The organism is Trinickia sp., assembly GCF_036503415.1.
In the GTDB taxonomy this organism is placed as follows: Bacteria; Pseudomonadota; Gammaproteobacteria; order Burkholderiales; family Burkholderiaceae; genus Trinickia.
In genome coordinates this window covers 1-17,598 of sequence record NZ_DASXWY010000089.1, presented here as the reverse complement: position 1 = coordinate 17,598, position 17,598 = coordinate 1, and the positions used below count along the sequence as shown (strand labels likewise).

19 protein-coding genes are annotated in these 17,598 nt (G+C 64.3%); 11 read left to right on the top strand and 8 right to left on the bottom strand.

The window, feature by feature from the left end:
* Nucleotides 1–27: 27 nt before the first annotated feature.
* The 4 genes from VGL01_RS12505 to VGL01_RS12490 form a co-directional block, all read right to left on the bottom strand.
* A complete protein-coding gene (locus VGL01_RS12505) occupies nucleotides 28–1,365 on the bottom strand; it encodes a C45 family peptidase (protein ID WP_331569709.1) in 1,338 nt (445 codons plus the stop codon).
* Nucleotides 1,366–1,509: 144 nt separating this feature from the next.
* Complete coding sequence (locus VGL01_RS12500; RefSeq protein ID WP_331569914.1) at nucleotides 1,510–3,243, bottom strand: ClcB-like voltage-gated chloride channel protein; 1,734 nt, start codon at nucleotides 3,241–3,243, stop codon at nucleotides 1,510–1,512.
* A gap of 98 nt (nucleotides 3,244–3,341) precedes the next feature.
* Complete coding sequence (locus VGL01_RS12495; RefSeq protein ID WP_331569707.1) at nucleotides 3,342–4,076, bottom strand: glutathione S-transferase; 735 nt, start codon at nucleotides 4,074–4,076, stop codon at nucleotides 3,342–3,344.
* Nucleotides 4,077–4,147: 71 nt separating this feature from the next.
* Nucleotides 4,148–5,224 (bottom strand): YeiH family protein, encoded by a 1,077-nt coding sequence (locus VGL01_RS12490; RefSeq protein ID WP_331569705.1) that lies wholly within the window; start codon nucleotides 5,222–5,224, stop codon nucleotides 4,148–4,150.
* A gap of 110 nt (nucleotides 5,225–5,334) precedes the next feature.
* Here VGL01_RS12490 and VGL01_RS12485 point away from each other — a divergent pair, with 110 nt between their 5' ends.
* From VGL01_RS12485 to VGL01_RS12455, 7 genes are all read left to right on the top strand, one after another.
* A complete protein-coding gene (locus VGL01_RS12485; RefSeq protein WP_331569703.1) occupies nucleotides 5,335–6,252 on the top strand; it encodes a LysR substrate-binding domain-containing protein in 918 nt (305 codons plus the stop codon).
* Between the two features lie 119 nt (nucleotides 6,253–6,371).
* Nucleotides 6,372–7,133, top strand: a complete 762-nt coding sequence (locus VGL01_RS12480; RefSeq protein ID WP_331569912.1) for a TIM barrel protein — start codon at nucleotides 6,372–6,374, stop codon at nucleotides 7,131–7,133.
* A gap of 26 nt (nucleotides 7,134–7,159) precedes the next feature.
* Nucleotides 7,160–8,119 (top strand): sugar kinase, encoded by a 960-nt coding sequence (locus tag VGL01_RS12475; protein WP_331569701.1) that lies wholly within the window; start codon nucleotides 7,160–7,162, stop codon nucleotides 8,117–8,119.
* A gap of 56 nt (nucleotides 8,120–8,175) precedes the next feature.
* Nucleotides 8,176–9,462 carry an MFS transporter gene (locus tag VGL01_RS12470; protein WP_331569699.1) on the top strand — a complete coding sequence of 429 codons (1,287 nt, stop codon included), beginning with the start codon at nucleotides 8,176–8,178 and terminating at the stop codon, nucleotides 9,460–9,462.
* 4 nt (nucleotides 9,463–9,466) lie between these two features.
* Nucleotides 9,467–10,465, top strand: coding sequence for a D-glycerate dehydrogenase (locus tag VGL01_RS12465; RefSeq protein WP_331569697.1), 999 nt, complete (start codon nucleotides 9,467–9,469; stop codon nucleotides 10,463–10,465).
* Nucleotides 10,466–10,752: 287 nt separating this feature from the next.
* On the top strand, nucleotides 10,753–11,805 hold the full coding sequence (locus tag VGL01_RS12460; protein ID WP_331569695.1) for a LacI family DNA-binding transcriptional regulator: 1,053 nt from the start codon (nucleotides 10,753–10,755) through the stop codon (nucleotides 11,803–11,805).
* Nucleotides 11,806–11,894: 89 nt separating this feature from the next.
* Nucleotides 11,895–12,260, top strand: coding sequence for a DUF3022 domain-containing protein (locus tag VGL01_RS12455; RefSeq protein WP_331569693.1), 366 nt, complete (start codon nucleotides 11,895–11,897; stop codon nucleotides 12,258–12,260).
* A 37-nt stretch (nucleotides 12,261–12,297) separates the two neighbouring features.
* On the opposite strand, the gene VGL01_RS12450 is transcribed toward VGL01_RS12455, so the two are convergent.
* Nucleotides 12,298–12,732 carry a PGDYG domain-containing protein gene (locus VGL01_RS12450; protein ID WP_331569691.1) on the bottom strand — a complete coding sequence of 145 codons (435 nt, stop codon included), beginning with the start codon at nucleotides 12,730–12,732 and terminating at the stop codon, nucleotides 12,298–12,300.
* 73 nt (nucleotides 12,733–12,805) lie between these two features.
* Nucleotides 12,806–13,294 carry a Spy/CpxP family protein refolding chaperone gene (locus tag VGL01_RS12445; protein ID WP_331569689.1) on the bottom strand — a complete coding sequence of 163 codons (489 nt, stop codon included), beginning with the start codon at nucleotides 13,292–13,294 and terminating at the stop codon, nucleotides 12,806–12,808.
* A gap of 205 nt (nucleotides 13,295–13,499) precedes the next feature.
* On the opposite strand from VGL01_RS12445, the gene VGL01_RS12440 reads away from it, so the two are divergent.
* Nucleotides 13,500–13,961: an Lrp/AsnC family transcriptional regulator gene (locus tag VGL01_RS12440; protein WP_331569687.1), complete on the top strand. Its 462-nt coding sequence runs from the start codon at nucleotides 13,500–13,502 to the stop codon at nucleotides 13,959–13,961.
* 184 nt (nucleotides 13,962–14,145) lie between these two features.
* Nucleotides 14,146–15,249, top strand: a complete 1,104-nt coding sequence (locus VGL01_RS12435) for a saccharopine dehydrogenase family protein (protein WP_331569685.1) — start codon at nucleotides 14,146–14,148, stop codon at nucleotides 15,247–15,249.
* A 38-nt stretch (nucleotides 15,250–15,287) separates the two neighbouring features.
* Here the strand turns inward: VGL01_RS12435 and VGL01_RS12430 are convergent, their stop codons facing one another.
* The gene (locus VGL01_RS12430) at nucleotides 15,288–15,884 is read right to left on the bottom strand and encodes an ATP-binding protein (RefSeq protein WP_331569683.1); all 597 of its coding nucleotides are present in this window, start codon (nucleotides 15,882–15,884) and stop codon (nucleotides 15,288–15,290) included.
* A 120-nt stretch (nucleotides 15,885–16,004) separates the two neighbouring features.
* On the opposite strand from VGL01_RS12430, the gene VGL01_RS12425 reads away from it, so the two are divergent.
* On the top strand, nucleotides 16,005–16,562 hold the full coding sequence (locus tag VGL01_RS12425; RefSeq protein WP_331569681.1) for a cupin domain-containing protein: 558 nt from the start codon (nucleotides 16,005–16,007) through the stop codon (nucleotides 16,560–16,562).
* Nucleotides 16,563–16,578: 16 nt separating this feature from the next.
* Here VGL01_RS12425 and VGL01_RS12420 read toward each other — a convergent pair whose 3' ends face one another.
* Nucleotides 16,579–16,875, bottom strand: a complete 297-nt coding sequence (locus VGL01_RS12420; protein WP_331569679.1) for a YciI-like protein — start codon at nucleotides 16,873–16,875, stop codon at nucleotides 16,579–16,581.
* 354 nt (nucleotides 16,876–17,229) lie between these two features.
* Here VGL01_RS12420 and VGL01_RS12415 point away from each other — a divergent pair.
* Nucleotides 17,230–17,598 (top strand): acetyl-coenzyme A synthetase N-terminal domain-containing protein (locus VGL01_RS12415; RefSeq protein ID WP_331569677.1); only part of this gene is annotated, 369 nt, incomplete at its 3' end.

Here is a 17,598-nt window from a genome sequence, read left to right as displayed (position 1 = left end):
TGCCGCGTGCCCGGGGCAGGGCGTGCCCTAGCGCAGCACTTCGAAGCGCGTCCAGGGCCACGAGGGCCTGTCGCGCATGTAACCGTTGAGCCAATTCCACTGCGGGTGGCGTTTCATGAACGCCTGTGCATCGAACGGGCGGCCGCAGGGATGCCCCCAGCGCGCCCAGAACGCGAGATCGCGCGCCATTTCGCTGTCGACGACTTTGCCATCGTTCGCCCCCCAAGGATTGAACGGCCCGTGGTCGTGACCGGCGAAGCGCGCGTCGTCGAGTTCGAGATGCCCGCAGATGGTGCGCGAGCAAGGATTGTCGTCGCGGTCGAGATAGACATCGTGATGATCGGCGATCATTTCCTTTGCGAGCTCGGCGTCGATCTTGCCGTGATGGATGTCGGCCAACTGCATGAAACGCAGGCGGCGCGCTCCGTTTTTACGAACGTCGGTATAGTCTTCGCCCTCGCCAATGCACTCCTGATTGCGAATTTTCAAATTCGTGGCGGTATTGCAACCACTATAGAAGCCGTCCTTGGTGCTTTCGAACCCGCGGGCGTGCAGCCCGAGTTCGAAGCGAGCGATTTCGCCTGTTTTCAAATCGCCCAGCAACCAGCTGTTCGCATAGCCACCGTTGTTCGACAGCGCGAACATGTCGCACCACTCGCCGATCGAGTTGGCGTATTGCGTCGCACGCCGCGAACGGTAGAACTCCGGCGCGCCCGATGGGTTGTACCCGGCGAAGTTCGAGATCGTCGTTTCGGTCACCATGAGACCGGCCGACGTCAGCCAGAAGTCCGTCAGACTCGAAATGCAGCCGGGCAGGCCCTGCATCAGAATGCGGTGTCCCGCGTCGGGGACGATATCGAATACCACGTTGAATGCGTCGCCCGCCGCGTAGCGGTCCCACGAGTTGTGGGCCATGACGATGCGGCCATCGCGCGTTGCGCTGCCGGTCGCAATGAATGCGCTGCAGTGATGCCCCCGCCGGCCGCGCCAGGGCTTGATGCCGGCCGAAGGATCCCGCGCCGCCGCCTGGGTCGGCCACCAGCTTTGCAGCAGGTCCATATAGCCGTTCCATGCGAGCACGTCGGCGAACGGCAACTTTGCACCGTCGGCGATGCCCTGAATTTCGTCCAGATATTCGGTATCGAGCTTGCGCGAAAACTGTTCGACGGCAGCACGCGTGAACGTTTCGAATTCTTCCCCGGTATCCCAGCGGGCGAGATATTTGGCGGTGCGGATCGCGTTGTGGATTTCCGCGGCCAACACTTTGCCGTGCTGCTCGCCACGGTCGTACGGCTCGCCTTCAATATGGACGAAAATCCATCCCGCGTGGTCGCGGCGCACGGCATCGAGGAACGGCTCGCTCATCTTCGCTCCGGATCGACGAATCGGCCAGGAGAACGCTCACCCGGTGCGTTGCGCACGGTACCGCGTCGTTGCCCAGCTTCCGTTTCATTGTAGAGAAATTGCCGAGCTTTGCCATCCGGGCCATCACGCGCGGCCCATGCTCCATCAGATTGCCGGATTCATCCGACGGTACGCGTCGAGCAAGGCGGTTTTGTAGACCGCCCCCATCAAGGTAGGCTCCTCCGCGCTCGCGACGACGGGCAGCCGTTCGCCCTGAAAGGCCAGAAAACGCTGCAATGCAACGCTGATCGGCATATCGGGCGTCAGCGTTGCAAATTCGGGCTGCAAATAATCGGCCGCGGTGCGCGACGCGGTGTCGCGCTTCTCGAGTAGATCGGAGGTGATGTGCTTCAGCGCGACCACGCCAAGGAAACGGCCCTCCGCATCGACGACGTAGAGATACTTGACGGGATATTCGAGGAAGATTCGCGTCATCTCGCGCACGCTGGCGGTAAGCGGCACGACGGTATCCGCGGGCTGGATGAGCTCGCGCATCTGCGTTGCCCGCAGGCGCATCCGTTCTTGTTCGTCCGCGTGGCGGCGCAGCGTGATGTCGTACATCGATGCGTTGCCGATGGCACGGGCGACGAAATACGCCACGACGCAAGACAGCATCAGCGGCAATACGACCTGATAGCTGAGCGTCATCTCGAAGATCATGAGGATCGCCATCAGCGGAGCCTGCGTCGCACCGGCCAGAAACGCGCCCATGCCGACCATCGCGTAGGCGAACGCGCCCGAGGTGCCGTGCGGCCAAAGCGCATGTACGCCAAGTCCGAACAGCGAGCCCAGTGTCGCGCCGACGAACAGCGTCGGCGTGAATACGCCGCCGATCGCGCCGGAGCCCACCGTCGCCGCCGTGGCTACGAGCTTGCAGGCGAGGACGACGACGAGCGCCGTCCAGGTCCAGGGCGAGTGCAGAATCGAATTGACGACGCTGTACCCATTGCCCCAGACCTCGGGGACCCAGACGGAGATGAGTCCGACGACGAGTCCGCCGAGGGCGAGCCGCAACGGCAGGGATACGGGCAGCCTGCGAAACTGTGTGCGTGCGAGATCGATGAGCCGCAGGAACTGCGGCGCCGCCGCACCGCACAGAAAGCCCAGCGCAACGAAAAGCAGCACCTCGAGACCGGCGATGGGCGGGAATTCCGGCATTTCATAAGGCGGCCGATAGCCCGCGAACTCGCGCATCGTAATGTTCGCGACGACGGAGGCCACCACCACGGGGCCGAAGTTCTCCATCGCGATCGACCCGAGTACGATTTCGGTGACGAAGAACGCGCCCGCGATCGGTGCGTTATACGCTGAAGTGATGCCGGCCGCCGCGCCGCAGGCGACGAGCAGACGCAAGCGCTGCGAATCGAAATGGACGAGGCGGCCGATGATCGAGCCGGCGAGGGCGGCCAACTGAACCATCGGGCCTTCCCGGCCGATCGAGCCGCCGAAGCCGATGGTGAAAAGCGCCGAAACGCTGCGCCACGCGCTCTGCCAGACCGGCACGACACCATCGCCGATCGCGATCGCTTCCATATAGTCCGAATTCGCCGGCCCGCTGGCCCGACGCTGCGAGAGCATCAGGATGCTGCCCGCGATCAGACCGCCGGCCGCGGGCAGCCAGAGCCGAACGGTCCACGGCAGCGCGCGCGCCATTTCGACTAAGCCGCTGGCCCGCCCGGAGATCGCCCATTGGAGCAGATCGATGCAGCGCCGAAAGGCGATCGTGGCGAAGGCGCCGAGCAAACCCGTGGCGACGGCCCACAACAACATCGTATGGGCCTCGGACAGGCGAAACACGGCTTGAGCGCGGGTACGCAGGCGGAGCAGGAATGAAAGCACGGCGGCGGTGGCGGATTGCGTCGAGCGCAAGGATAGCATCGCCTTTTCGGCGCGCGCGTCGCCATTTCGCACCGCAGCCTTGTCGGAAGACGACATCGTCAGCGCACGTCCTTGTCGAGTTCGGGGTAATGCCTGAAGATGCCGGTCTCGTTGAACGGCAGGCGTCGTTCGGAGGCGAGATAAGCGGCGATGTTCGGGCGCTCGGCGACGGCGTCATGCAACGCGGCGAGGCCGGGATAGCGGGCCGAGAACCGCTTCATCGCACGTGGAAACGCGTAGCGCAGCCCCTCGATCAGCTGGAACATCGACAAATCGACGTAGGTCAGGCTGTCGCCCACCATATATCGGCCGCCGTTGGGGTTTTGTGCCAGAACGCGCTGGAAGTACCCCATGAACTTCGGCAGGCGGTGCTCGATGAAATCGGCCGCGCGGGCACGGGCGGCATCCTTTTGCTCCTCGTAATAGCGCCCGGTGGCAATCGGATGATGAGTATCGTGGACCTCGGTGACCATATCGGCGATCGTCAGCTGCAGGCCGTGCACGACGTAGCGAAGCTCGTCCTTCGGCGCGAGATGAAGCTTCGGCCCGAGATAGAGCAGGATATTGGCGGTGTGCGGCACGATCAGATCGCCGTCTTTGAGAAAAGGCGGGGCGAACGGAACGTGCGGCTCGGTTTTGCTCGACATGACCTCCAGCATGGCGCTCTCGCCATACCCCTCCTCGGCACGGCCGCGGGCGACATCGATATAGGGCGCGCGCGACTCCTCGAGCGCCAGGCGGACGAACTCGCCGCGGCCTTGCAAGCCGTTCCAGTAATGCAGCTCATAAGCCATCGATTTCTCCTTTGAAACGAGCGGTGGCGCCAGGGCGCCGATGGCTTTGATCGCTCCGCGAGGCGGTTCGTTCAGCCCAGGTACCGTTGGACGCCCCAGGTGATGGCCAGTCCCGCGACGCTCAGCCATAGATAGAGGACGAGACCCGTTGCCAGCGCACGCGGGCCCGCACGGCGGACGTGCACGAGCCGCGTTTCGATTCCGAGCGCGGTCATGGCTATCGTCAGTGCGAAGGTATCGAGCGCGTTGGCTGCCTGAACGACGCCATGCGGCAACGCATGCAGGGAATTGGCGAGCACGCAGGCCAGAAAGCCCAACGCGAACCAGGGGACCGCCAGCCTGGCCGCGCGCGGCCGATCGGCATGGGTGCGCGCGTCCGAGCGCATGAGCCAGGCACTGACCATGAGGAGAACGGGTACGAGCAGCATCACGCGCGTCATCTTGACGATCGTCGCCACATGCGTCGCCGCCGGGCTGACATCGCTCGCAGCGCCGACTACTTGCGCGACTTCATGGATCGTACCGCCGAAATACAGTCCCACCCCGGTCGTATCGAGATGCAGCCAGCCCGCGCGGTACGCCAACGGATAAAGGAGCATGGAAAGCGTGCCGAACAGCACCACGCTCCCCACGGCGACGGCGCTTTTCTCGGGCTTCGACTGCAGTGTCGATTCGAACGCGAGCACCGCGGCCGCCCCGCAAATCGCACTACCGGCGGCGGTCAGCATCGCGGTGTCGCGGTCGAGCTTGAATAGCCGCATACCGATCCAGGTTCCCACAGCCAGTGTGCTGAGCACCACCAGGACAGACACGGCGAGGCCAGGCAGGCCCACCTGAGCAATTTCTTGCAGGCTCACCCGTAGCCCGAAGAACGCAACCGCGATTCTCAGCAGGCGGCGCGCAGCGAAGTTGACTCCACTGGCCCAATGGGCAGGCATCCCGGCCCGCAGTGTGTTGCCGTAGATGGCGCCAGCCACGATGCCGACGATCAACGGACTCACGCCCAACGCGGCGAGCGACGGCAAAGCGGCAAGCCGTGTTACGGCGGCGGCGAACAGTGCAACGAAAAGGAGACCATTCAGATGGCCCTGTTTGTCGGACCCCCCATGCGTTGCGGCAGGAAGAGAAAATTGGGAGGAGTGAGACATCGAGGTGCCTTCAGCGGGAAGAGGAACAGGGTTTATGGTATTTCCACCATATCGATATGGAAAATTGTCATTTGCGACGTAATATATCGGCTATACCGATATTGTCGCCAATGACCCCTGACCAACTGATAACCTTCGCCGCCGTCGCCGAGCATCTGAATATCAGCCATGCCGCGGGCGCACTTCATTTGTCGCAGCCCGCCGTCTCGGGCCAACTGAGGCAATTGCAGGACGAGTTCGGCGAGCCGCTTTACCGGCGGCACGGCAGGGGCATACAGCTGACACCTGCCGGTCAGCAGCTTGCCGAGTACGCGCAGCACGTGAGCGACGCATACCGGCAGGCCCACGCCTATCGCGACGCATTGCGAGGTCTCGCGCGTGGGAGCCTGCGCGTGGGCGCGAGCACCACCCTTGCAAGCTATTTGTTGCCGTACCTGATCGCCGCGTTTCAGCGACGTTTTCCCGATGTGACCGTGATGACGTCGGGGGGCAACACCGCGGACATCGTCGCCGCGCTGCAGACGCTCGACGTCGCAATGGTCGAGGGCCCGCCGGGGGCGGGCCTGCCGCCGGGAACCGGGCTTCGCGGCTGGGGCGAGGACGAGATCGTGGCCATCGTGCCGGCGGATCACCCGCTTGCCGGGTCGTCCGACGGGGCGGTTGGCACGGTCAGTTTCGGTGCGTTGAGCGCTTTTCCCATCGTGTTGCGTGAAGAGGGCTCCGGCGTGCGGCAGATCGTCGAGCAGGCATTCGCAGCGGCCGGCGTGCCGATGCACGTGGCGCTCAGGGTAGCGGGCGTCGAAGGTGTTAAAGAAGCGGTGCGGGCCGGCATGGGCGTCGGTTTCGTATCGGCGCTGGCGATGCGCCACGAGGATGGGGCGCTACGAGCGCTTTCGCTGGCACCGCGGCCGCTGACACGTCGGTTTTCGATTCTCGTGCCACATGAAGGCGCCCAATCCCGCGTCGCCACGGCGTTCATCGATATGTGCCTGTCCGAGGCGACACCTGGAGCTAAGGGCTTTCCATAATGGCGAGAAACCCGGGTGTGCGGGCATCATTCCGAAGTCGGGCCGTCGGTGCCCGTTTTTTTGGATTGCTGATGGAACCGGTTCCAAACGATCTCGCAACGCATCAAAATGGGTGTCCGATGACCGAGATCGTGATCGTTGCGAATGCGTTCGGTGCGGATCCGGTCTGGCGCAGCGGACATTCCCCCTGGCTGGGCGTCGCGGCGGACGCAGGCGCTCACGGCTTCGAAGTGCGGCGGGAGCTTTTTGCGAGCGACGCCGATGCCAGCCACGAAGCGCTCGCCAGGCTGGGCGCCGAGGCGCGCAAACGTGGCCTGTGGTGTGTCTACTCGACGCCGGCGTGCCTGTATATCGAAGGGCGGCTCGATCACCACGCGTTGGCGACAGCGCAGGCCGAGGCGGACGCGCTGGGGGCCCGATACTTCAAACTGCAGCTGGGCACATTCACCGGGCGGGCGAATGCCGCCGCCATTGCGCGCATCTGCGATCAGGGGCGCGCGCGCCTTCTCGTCGAGAACGGTCAACGCGCAATCGACGACACACTCGCGCGCTTCGTGGCATTGTTCGATGCGCTCGCTGAAGAGGGGGCACCCGATGTACTCGGCATGACCTTCGACATCGGCAACTGGCAGTGGGCTGGCGAAGCACCGCTCGCGGCGGCCCAGGCCCTCGCCGAACATGTCGAGTACATCCATTGCAAAGGGGTCACGGGAAGTGGAGCGCGCCGTTTTGCGTGCGCGCCCGCGGCCGACGATCCGTTTTTCCCCTCGATTTTCGCGATCCTGCCGCGGCGCGTGCCGCGAGCGATCGAATTTCCGCTCGCCGAGCAAGGCGTGGCCGACGACGCGCGCCGACGCGTTGCATGGTTGGCCGCTACCTGAACACAGTCATGACCTGGGAGTCTTCGATGTCCTTTTCTCTCGATGTCCTCACCTACGGCGAAGCGATGGCGCTTTTCGTCGCGGATGAGCCGGGGCCGCTCGCGCAGGTGAACCGGTTCACGAAGCGAATCGCCGGGGCGGATCTGAACGTGGCCATCGGCCTGGCCCGGCTCGGCTTCAAGGTAGGCTGGATGAGCCGCGTCGGCGACGATTCTTTCGGCCGCTATGTGCTCGATACCCTCGCCAAGGAGGGCATCGACGCGGGCCGCGTGAGCGTGGACGGACGGTACCCGACCGGATTCCAATTGAAATCGAAGCAGGATGACGGCCGCGATCCGGCTGTCGAATACTTCCGCAGGGGATCGGCCGCGAGCCACTTGTCGATCGACGACTATTCGCCCGAGTACGCGTTGGCGGCACGGCACTTGCACCTGACGGGCGTCGCGCCCGCCATTTCCGCCTCGTCGCACGAACTTGCGTTTCACCTCGCACGCGAAATGCGGGAGGCGGGCAAGTCGATCTCGTTCGATCCGAATCTGCGGCCGACGTTGTGGCCCTCGCGCGAAGCCATGGTGACATCGCTGAACCGGCTGGCCACGCTTGCCGATTGGGTGCTGCCGGGACTCGAGGAGGGCACGGTTCTGACGGGCTTCACGAAACCCGAAGACATTGCGGCCTGCTACCTCGATGCGGGCGCGCGCGGCGTCGTCGTCAAGCTGGGCGCGCGCGGCGCCTATTACCGCACTGCCGAATATTCGGGGTACGCCGCGGCCGCACCGGTGGCGCAAGTCGTCGATACCGTCGGCGCGGGCGACGGGTTCGCCGTGGGCGTCATCAGTGCGTTGCTCGAAGGCCGGGCGTTGCCCGAAGCGGTGGCGCGCGGCAATCGCATCGGTGCGCTGGCGGTCCAGGTGATCGGCGATTCGGAAGGATTTCCGACGCGCGGCGAGCTCGACCGGATCGAACGGATCGCTGCCCCGGCATGACGTAACGAAGGCTCGGCGCGCCCCGCGCCAAGCCTGTTCACATGGAGGAGACACCTATGCCCGCAAACCTGGCCCCCCGCCGCTGGTGGGCGATCATGCCGATCGTCTTCATCACCTACAGCCTCGCTTATCTCGATCGCGCGAACTACGGCTTCGCGTCGGCCGCCGGCATCAACAAGGATCTCGGCGTCAGCGCGGGATTGTCTTCGCTGATCGGCGCGCTCTTTTTTCTCGGCTATTTTTTCTTCCAGATTCCGGGCGCCATCTATGCCGAGCGGCGTAGCGTGCGCAAGCTCGTTTTCGTCAGCCTGATTCTGTGGGGCGCGTGCGCGGCGCTGACCGGTGTCGTCGCCAACGTTCCTTCGCTCATCGCCATTCGCTTCCTGCTCGGTGTCGTCGAAGCCGCGGTCATGCCGGCCATGCTGATCTTCATCAGCAACTGGTTCACGCGGGCCGAGCGATCGCGCGCCAACACGTTCCTCATCCTCGGCAATCCCGTCACGGTGCTCTGGATGTCGGTCGTATCGGGCTACCTCGTGCATGCGTTCGGGTGGCGCGAAATGTTCATCGCGGAGGGCTTTCCCGCCGTTATCTGGGCGTTTTGCTGGTGGGCGCTTGCGCGCGACACCCCGCGCGAGGTGAAGTGGCTGAGCGCCGAAGACAAGCGCGGCATCGACGCGGCGCTCGCGGCCGAGCAAGCGACGATCAAACCCGTGCGCAATTACGCCGAAGCGTTTCGCTCGCCCGCCGTCGTCAAGCTCTGCGCGCAGTATTTCTGCTGGAGCATCGGCGTCTACGGATTCGTCCTTTGGCTGCCGTCGATCCTGAAAAACGGCTTGGCACTCGGCATGGTGGCAACGGGCTGGCTGTCGGCGCTGCCGTATCTGATGGCGACCATCGCGATGCTCGTCGTTTCGTGGGCATCGGACAAGCTGCGCGTGCGCAAGGCGTTCGTGTGGCCGAGCCTGCTCATCGGCGCAGCGGCGTTCGCGGCATCCTATGCGCTCGGCAGCACGCATTTCTGGCTCTCGTATGCGATGCTCGTCATCGCGGGCGCGGCGATGTATGCGCCCTATGGGCCGTTTTTCGCCATCGTTCCCGAGCTGCTGCCGAAGAACGTGGCGGGTGGCGCGATGGCCCTCATCAACAGCATGGGCGCGCTCGGCTCGTTCGTCGGCTCGTATTTCGTCGGCTATCTGAATGGCGCGACGGGCTCGCCGGCTGCGTCGTATGCCTTCATGAGCGCGGCGCTCGTCGCGTCGGTGCTGCTGACACTTGCGGTCAAGGCTCAGCCTGAAGCCAGCGCAGCGCTTGGCGCACATGCCCATGCGTCGGGAAAGTGAACCGATGAAACCCCGTGTCGTCGTTTATAAGCCATTGCCCGCGGATGTGCTCGCCAGTTTGCGCGAGCGCGCCGAGGTCGAACTCTTCGATCCAGCCGCGTTTGCGAGCGCCGAGGCGCGCGCCTCTGCGCTCGCGGACGCGCTGGCTGCCGTCGACGGCGCCGTGGGTGCAAGCGTGCCGATCACGCCCGCAATGCTCGAGGGCGCGCAGCGGCTGCGCGTGTTGTCCACGATTTCAGTCGGCATCGATCACTTCGATGTGCCCGATCTGAACCGGCGCGGCATCGTCCTTGCGCATACGCCGGACGTGCTGACCGAGTCGACGGCCGATACCGTATTCGCGCTGATTCTTGCGACGGCACGACGCGTCGTCGAACTCGCGGAGTGGGTCAAGGCCGGACACTGGCGCGGCAGCATCGGGCCGCAGCAATACGGCGTCGAGGTTCAGGGCAAGACGATCGGCATCGTCGGGCTCGGGCGCATCGGTTCGGCTGTCGCACGCCGCGCCGCGCTCGGTTTCAATATGCGCGTGCTTTATGCCAATCGGCATCCCAACCAGGCGGCCGAGCAGGCCTTCGGTGCGCGCCGCGCAGAACTCGATACGCTGCTGGGCGAGGCCGATTTCGTTTGTCTGCAAACACCGCTCACACCTGAAACGGAGGGGCTCATCGGTGCGCGAGAGCTCGCCGTCATGAAGCGCGGTGCAATCCTGATCAACGCATCGCGCGGGCCCATCGTCGACGAACGCGCGTTGATCGAGGCACTACGAAACGGCACGATCGCCGGTGCCGGGCTAGACGTCTTCGAGCACGAACCGCTCGCCGGCGACTCGCCGCTGTTGCGCATGCCGCAGGTCGTCGCGCTGCCGCACATCGGCTCGGCTACACACGAGACGCGCCACGCGATGGCTTCCTGCGCGGTACAAAATCTTCTCGATGCGCTCGACGGCAAACTCGTCGGTAACGTTGCCAACCGCGAGGTTCTTGGGCGGCAAGCGCGATGAGATGCGAACGCACCTCCTAGATTGCGTAGGCGAATTGGCGGCGTGACGGGTGGTGCGGCGTGCCTTGCTGCGCTATGATGCGGCCACCGTACGAGTCGGGAAGCGCGCCACGGCGCGCTTTTTTTGCGACGCGAGGCAGCGCGTCGGATGCCGCGCCGCAGCGGCACCCGCGCCAGTCCTACGCAGAGCACCGGCTCGTCCCTTTGGCGATCGCCACTGTTTCCCACGAGGAGATTTTCGTTGGCACTTGCATTCGAGCACGCATTTCGCGGAGGAGAGGGCGCGCGATGAACGTTCGGCCTTCTGGGGTACCGCGTCGCGCGACGATCAGCGATGTCGCGCGCGAAGCCGGCACGGGCAAGACCAGCGTCTCGCGATTCCTGAACGGCGAGACGAATGTCCTCTCCGCCGAGTTGCGCTCACGTATCGAAACCGCGATCAAGCGCCTCGACTATCGGCCCAACCAGATGGCGCGCGGGCTGAAACGCGGGCGCAATCGGCTGATCGGCATGCTCGTCGCCGATATCACGAATCCTTACACCGTCGAGGTGTTGCGCGGCGTCGAGGCCGCGTGTCACGCACTCGGGCTGATGCCGCTCGTATGTAACGCGGCAAACGAACTCGAGATGGAGCGGCGCTACGTACAGCTGATGACGACATATCGCGTCGAAGGCGTGATCGTCAACGCGCTCGGTGTCAGCGAAGAGACGCTGCAGCCGATTCACGCCGAAGGTACGCCGGCAGTGCTCGTCGATCGTACCGTCGAAGGGGTCGCGGCCGATATGGTCGGCCTCGACAACGATGCCGCGGTGCGCTTGGGCATGCAGCATCTGTTCGAGCAGGGTTTCGACGATATCTGCTTTGTCGTCCAGCCCTATGAGCGCATCAGCTCGCGCCGCCTGCGCGAAGCAGCGTTCAGGGCCGCATTCGCGCAAGCGAAGCACGCCGTCATGGGACGTACGATCGTGGCCGACCTCGGCGATACGCACGCGGTGAATCGAGCCTATGCCGAGATCGATGCGCATCTGGCCAACGCTTCGGCCGAAGGGCGCAAGCGAGTGGCCTTGTTCGCGGCCAATGGCCCGGTTGCGCTTTCCTTGGCGCTGCATCTGCATGCGCGCTACGGCGTACACTGGCAAGAGCACGCGGCGCTGATTGCGATCGATGATTCGGAGTGGGCCGAGCTCGTCGGCGTCACGACGATCCGTCAGCCGACTTATGCGATCGGCTACCGGGCCGTCGAGTTTTTACACGAGCGCATAGAAGGTGCGACCGATCCGGTACGCGAAGCGATGCTGCCGGGCGAACTGATCGCGCGGTCGTCCACCGGGCCAGTGTGACCGGTATGACAGGTTCGCCGCGCGCGGCGAGCTTCAGGGCATCCGCAGGCGCATACGCGTCGTCGACATAAAAGAGAGAGTGCCCCACGATGGAAGCTTATCGCTACGAATGTGCGAACGCGCACTTGGAAGCGCTCGCGCGCGTCATCAGCGACCTCTTTCCCGAGCAGACAGTGTTTTCGGATCGGCCGGCGGAGAACGGCACGCCCGGACTCGCCGTTCAATGGGTCGCGATGCGCTTCGGGGCGACCGCGCGGCGCATGACGTTGACCGTCCGTCTCTCCGCGCCCGCCTATGCGCGCTACGTAGCACTGCCGGCGCGGATGCGCTCGCGCAGTTTTGCGGTCCTGCGCGCCTATGTCGAAGCGGCGCTGGGCTCGCTGGAGGAGCAGTATGCCAACGGTGAGGCCGTGCCACGCGAGGTCGATATCGAATTGGGAGACGAATTCGCATGAGCCGCGGCCATGACGGACACGCCGTCGGAACGGCTCGTCAATCGGCTCGACGGTAGACGGCCGCGAAACGTTGAGCCTTCACGACGCCGTAGTCACCGGGCGCGTACTGCATGAGCCAATCTCCAGCGGCACCGGTGAGCGTGTCGCCATTGGCCGTGCGCGCGATCGAAAACGGTTGCGTCATTCGCTTCGCGAGCACGACGACCGGCCGATTGCGGTAGGCACCCGCTTCACCGTGGGCGACGCCCGCGGCGGCAGGGAGATATTTGGCATCGAAGCGCGCGCGCTCGACGACCCATCTGGCGCCGCCCGTTCCGGTGACGAGCGCGTCGCCGGGCTCGTAACGATTGGGGCCTTCGAGGCTCATCAACGTGCCGGGGCTCTGCGCGAAGGCAACACTGACGGTCTCGTCCTTCACGTATCGATCCGCGGCGGGATCGCGGCTCAAATCGACATCTTTCAGTTCGTTCATCGAAGCGGCGTCAAGACAAAGGCGTGAGCGTAGCCCGAAGCCGGCCATCGCGCACGCCTTTTCAGCGCAAGCGTTATTGCTGCGAAGGCTTCGGCATTTTCGGGATGGGCGCGCCGCGGTGCTTGTGCCGGCCCATGTTCTCCCGGAAGGTGGTATCGGCCAGCTTCTTCTGTTCTGCCGAGAGGCTCGAGTAAAGCGGCTCGAATGCCGCCGCGAGCTTCTTCGCGCCATCGGCATGCGCCTGCGTGAGCTGTGCGTATTCGTGCATGTTGTCGAGCGCCGTCTCGGATTCGATGCCCTTCATGCGCTGCTCGTACAGCTTACCCATCGTCTCGCCGTCCTCGCGCATGGCATCGGCGAATGCCTTCCACTGCGTCTCCTGCGCGGGCGTGATCTTCAACTGACCGTGCAGATAGGCGATACGCTGCTCGATACGAGCTTCGTGCTTCTCGGCGGGCGTGGCGGTCGAGGAGGCCGCCGACGCAGGCGCCTGTGAGGCGGTTTGCGCGAACGCCCCGTTGACCGCGAGCGCGCACGCGAGGATGACAAACGTTTTTTTCATTGGAACTCCTTCGTTCGTTCGAACAAACAGCCGGCGCGCAGTGAGGTGCGCCAAGCAAAGTCGATTTGTACCACTGCGCTGCGGCGTTCGTCCGCCTTGAGACATGCGCTTACAAATGAAACCGCCCGGTAAGCTCACCCGTGAGCAAGCGCGATGAGCGATAATGCGGCGCTTGTCATTCAGCCGGGCGCCCCGCCTTTCACCGATGAGACCGCCACGCCTCGATCAACTCGACGAACTCGACCGCAACCTGGTGGCATTGCTACAGGCCAACGCGCGCGAGAGCGTCGCCAATCTGGCCCGCCGCCTCGGCGTGGCCCGCACCACGGTCCTGGCTCGCATCGAGCGGCTCGAGCGCACGCAGGTCATCGCCGGCTATGGCGTACGGCTCGGACAGGACGTTCTGGACGCCAGTATCAATGCCTATGTCGGCATCATTCTCGCGCCGAAGTACGGTCCGGACGTTCAAAAGCGGCTCGCGAAGATGCCGGAAGTGCAATTGCTCTGCGCCGTCAGCGGCGAATACGACTACGTCGCATGGCTGCGAGCCGATTCCCCCGAGCGGCTCAATGAGTTGCTCGACCAGATCGGCGCGCTGGAAGGCGTCGAACGCACGACGACCTCGATCATCCTCGCTCGAAAAATCGATCGCGGCACGCTCACGTAGGCGCGTTTCGTCGAAGTGTCGGTTGGAGTCGTCTTTTCGACGAAACCGGCCGCAGCCCACGGCACTTTGCGCCTGTTTTCCGGTTTTGCGCATCCTTAAACTGTTTTGAAGCGCTGACTGCGCTCGCCTTGTCCCGCGCGGCGGGAGGGGCGCACCCACCAAACAGAACGCCAAGGAGAAGCGCATGAAAGTAGCCATCGTCGGAGCAGGTCTCATCGGCCACACCATCGCCCGCATGCTGGGGGGAACCGGCGATTACGAAGTGGCCGCGTTCGATCGCGATCCAGTCGTACTCGAGAAGCTCGCGGCGCAAGGCATCTCCACGTACCGCGTCGACTCTGCCGATGCGAATGCGCTGAAGGCGGCTTTGAACGGATTCGACGCGCTCGTCAACGCATTGCCGTATTACCTAGCCGTCAACGTGGCTGCGGCGGCCAAGGCGGCCGGCGTTCATTACTTCGATTTGACCGAGGACGTGCGGGCGACCCATGCGATCCGCAGCCTGGCCGACGGTGCCGCGCACGCGTTCATGCCGCAATGCGGTCTCGCGCCGGGGTTCATCGGCATTGCCGCTCACGAACTGGCAAACCGCTTTTCGCAGGTTCGCGACGTGAAGATGCGGGTCGGCGCGCTGCCGCAGTTTCCCACCAACGCGCTCAAATACAATCTGACCTGGAGTGTCGACGGGCTCATCAACGAATACTGCCAACCTTGCGAAGCGATCCGCGACTCGCGTAAGCAATGGGTGCAGCCGCTCGAAGGGCTCGAGCACTTCTCCCTCGACGGCACCGAGTACGAGGCATTCAATACCTCGGGCGGCCTGGGTACGCTGTGCGAGACGCTCTCGGGCCGTGTCGAGACGCTCGATTACAAGTCCGTGCGCTATCCCGGGCATCGAGACCTCATGCAGTTTCTGCTCGAGGATATGCGGCTTGCGAGCGACCGCGATACGCTCAAATCGATGATGCGGCGCGCGGTACCGTCCACTGCGCAAGACGTCGTGCTCATTTTCGTCACCGTCACCGGTATGCGCGACGGGCAACTCGTGCAGGAGGTGTTCACGCGCAAGGTTTTCGCAAAGCATGTCTGCGGCGTGGCGATGAGCGCGATCGAAATCACCACTGCGGGCGCTATGTGCGCGGTCCTCGATCTTTTCCGCGAGAACAGGCTGCCGCGCAGCGGGTTCATTCGGCAGGAGCAGGTATCGATGCGAGAATTTCTCGCGAACCGCTTCGGGCGTCTCTACGATGGCGCGACGTTGGAAGCGGAGGCGGCCGTGTCCGTCTGAACGCGCGGCGAACACTCGGGGCGAGGGGGGAGGCACGTTCAAGCCAGGGGACCCGGGGCGGCAACGATAGCCCGGAGCAGGGCGTCGAAATCGGTCTGCCGGGGCGACGTATTGTCGAACATGATCAGCCCCTCGCGCGCGCCGCCATCGGGTACGAAGCGGCGCTGCCGATACTCGTCCCAATGCGTGAGCTTATAAGCATCGTTGGGATTGCGCCGTCCCACGATGCGGGCGTGCGCCGTGTCCTCCGACGTCGATACCCAGACGATGCGAATGACGACGTCGTCGCCGATGCCGAGCCAGCTGCGATCGAACAGGCGCCGATCGCGGACTTCGCGGGAAAGCGGGCCGATCACCACCGTGCTGATGCCCAGTTCGAGGTTTTCGCGCGCGGTATCGAGCAGTCCGCGATACTCCGGGTCTCGCAGATGCTGAAGATAGAGCGGGCTGTCACGATCGTTCGGATCGCCGGTCAGTGCCCGCATGGCCGCCGCGCTGTAGCCGCCGTAGAGCGTGTCTTTGTCGAGCAGGCAAAACGCTTCGCCCGTCTCGCGCATGAGGGGGCCGATCAGGCGTTTGGCAATCGTGGTTTTGCCGGTGCCCGAATGACCGCAGAAGAAAACGAGGTGCGTCACGGATCGATGTCCTTCAAAGTCGACGCGCTCAAGTGTAGCGGTTCGGCTGGCTGTAGCAACGGCGCATTCGCGGCTAAACTGCGTCGCTGTTCCCACCATTTCCGACAGGAGAGGCTACCGATGAGCGTATCGAACGCCGCCGCGCGCGCATTGATCGATCGGCTCGGGCTTGCGCCGCACCCGGAGGGAGGCTATTACCGGGAAACCCACCGCGACGGCGCCCGCGTCGTGCGGTTGGCTTCGGCGGACAGAGCAAACGCGCCGCAGGGGCCCGTACGCGCCGCATCGACTGCCATCTATTACCTGCTTTGCGATGGCGCCTATTCCGCGTGGCATCGCATCGATGCCGACGAGGTGTGGCATTTTTACGCAGGCGATCCGCTCGATATCCACATGATCGACGAGGCAGGTGTTTTGACGACGCGACGGCTTGCTGACGCCCTCAGCCACGAAGGCGCCGCCTATCAGGTGGTGGTGCCCGCAGGCTGCTGGTTCGCGGCTGAGTGCGTGCCGACGGACAACGATGCAAGCTTCGCACTGGTGGGATGTACTGTGGCACCAGGCTTCGAGTTTTCCGCGTTCGAACTCGCCGACACGCTAGCGCTTCTCGCGCGCTATCCCCAACACGCCGCGCTGTTGCGCCGACTCGGCCCGGGCGCAAGCGCGCGGCGCGGCTGAAACCGGGTAGGCAGGCTCAGCGGATCGGGTTGTCGGCACCTTCGCCGACGACGGTCGTCCACGGCCTGATTTTCCAGCCGGTGACGATGTGCTCCCGTACATAGGGGTCGTTGCGCGCAAAGGCATCGACAGTCTCGGCATCCTTGCATTGAAACAGCAAGATCGATTGATCCACCGGATCGGCGAGCGCCCCGCCCAGCAGGAGCTCGCCGCGTTCGACGGCCTGCCATGCATGTTTCAGGTGCTCGTTTCGAAAAAGCGGGCGCCGTTCGAGATAGTCGGGCGCAAGTTCGTAAAACAACAGGTAGTGCATGGCGATTCTCCCGTGAAAGGACCTCGGTCGCGAGATCGCCATCTTAGCAGCGCAGCCGCGGAGGGGCCGCGTGGCCATGCCCCTGCAGGGCGAGGGCAGGCTGCATGGCGCGCCGGCTCGCCCGCGACTGCCGTTCGGCGGCGGCCGGCCGCAGTGTCAGCCCTGATCCTTGCGGGTCGCGGGTTCGGGTATGCCCGCATAAACGGGGCCGAGTAAGTTTTGGGTAAGAGAAGAGCGGTAGCGTAGGGAATCGAGGCCGCACGCGAAAGCCGGGCTCGAGCGGATGCTTGCACACCCGACAGCAACTCGGCGCGTCGTTCCGATGCTCGCGTGCTCAACCCTATGGAGGAGACAGTGAGTGTCATCGAATCGGTCCTGCGCGAGGGCCGCATCTACGAGCCCAGCGCTCAAACAGTTGCCAATGCATCGATTCCCGGAATAGACGCGTACCGCGCGCTGATGGAGCACGCGGAGCACGACTACGAAGGATTCTGGGCGAAGCTCGCTCGCGAGACGTTGTCGTGGCACAAGCCGTTCACGAAGGTGCTCGACGAATCGAATGCGCCGTTTTACACCTGGTATGAAGACGGCGAGCTGAATGCGTCGTACAACTGCCTGGATCGGCAAATCGAGCTCGGCAACGCCGAGAAAACGGCGATCGTGTTCGAAGCCGACGACGGTACGGTGACGAACGTGACCTACCGCGAGCTGCTGCAGCGCGTG

Bases quoted from the DNA above. Each gene is read 5' to 3' on its own strand.
- VGL01_RS12505 (WP_331569709.1), bottom strand. From the start codon at position 1,365: ATGAGCGAGCCGTTCCTCGATGCCGTGCGCCGCGACCACGCGGGATGG.
- VGL01_RS12470 (WP_331569699.1), top strand. From the start codon at position 8,176: ATGCCCGCAAACCTGGCCCCCCGCCGCTGGTGGGCGATCATGCCGATC.
- VGL01_RS12455 (WP_331569693.1), top strand. From the start codon at position 11,895: ATGGAAGCTTATCGCTACGAATGTGCGAACGCGCACTTGGAAGCGCTC.
- VGL01_RS12490 (WP_331569705.1), bottom strand. From the start codon at position 5,224: ATGTCTCACTCCTCCCAATTTTCTCTTCCTGCCGCAACGCATGGGGGG.
- VGL01_RS12485 (WP_331569703.1), top strand. From the start codon at position 5,335: ATGACCCCTGACCAACTGATAACCTTCGCCGCCGTCGCCGAGCATCTG.
- VGL01_RS12440 (WP_331569687.1), top strand. From the start codon at position 13,500: ATGAGACCGCCACGCCTCGATCAACTCGACGAACTCGACCGCAACCTG.
- VGL01_RS12425 (WP_331569681.1), top strand. From the start codon at position 16,005: ATGAGCGTATCGAACGCCGCCGCGCGCGCATTGATCGATCGGCTCGGG.
- VGL01_RS12435 (WP_331569685.1), top strand. From the start codon at position 14,146: ATGAAAGTAGCCATCGTCGGAGCAGGTCTCATCGGCCACACCATCGCC.
- VGL01_RS12450 (WP_331569691.1), bottom strand. From the start codon at position 12,732: ATGAACGAACTGAAAGATGTCGATTTGAGCCGCGATCCCGCCGCGGAT.
- VGL01_RS12445 (WP_331569689.1), bottom strand. From the start codon at position 13,294: ATGAAAAAAACGTTTGTCATCCTCGCGTGCGCGCTCGCGGTCAACGGG.
- VGL01_RS12460 (WP_331569695.1), top strand. From the start codon at position 10,753: ATGAACGTTCGGCCTTCTGGGGTACCGCGTCGCGCGACGATCAGCGAT.
- VGL01_RS12475 (WP_331569701.1), top strand. From the start codon at position 7,160: ATGTCCTTTTCTCTCGATGTCCTCACCTACGGCGAAGCGATGGCGCTT.
- VGL01_RS12465 (WP_331569697.1), top strand. From the start codon at position 9,467: ATGAAACCCCGTGTCGTCGTTTATAAGCCATTGCCCGCGGATGTGCTC.
- VGL01_RS12420 (WP_331569679.1), bottom strand. From the start codon at position 16,875: ATGCACTACCTGTTGTTTTACGAACTTGCGCCCGACTATCTCGAACGG.
- VGL01_RS12495 (WP_331569707.1), bottom strand. From the start codon at position 4,076: ATGGCTTATGAGCTGCATTACTGGAACGGCTTGCAAGGCCGCGGCGAG.
- VGL01_RS12480 (WP_331569912.1), top strand. From the start codon at position 6,372: ATGACCGAGATCGTGATCGTTGCGAATGCGTTCGGTGCGGATCCGGTC.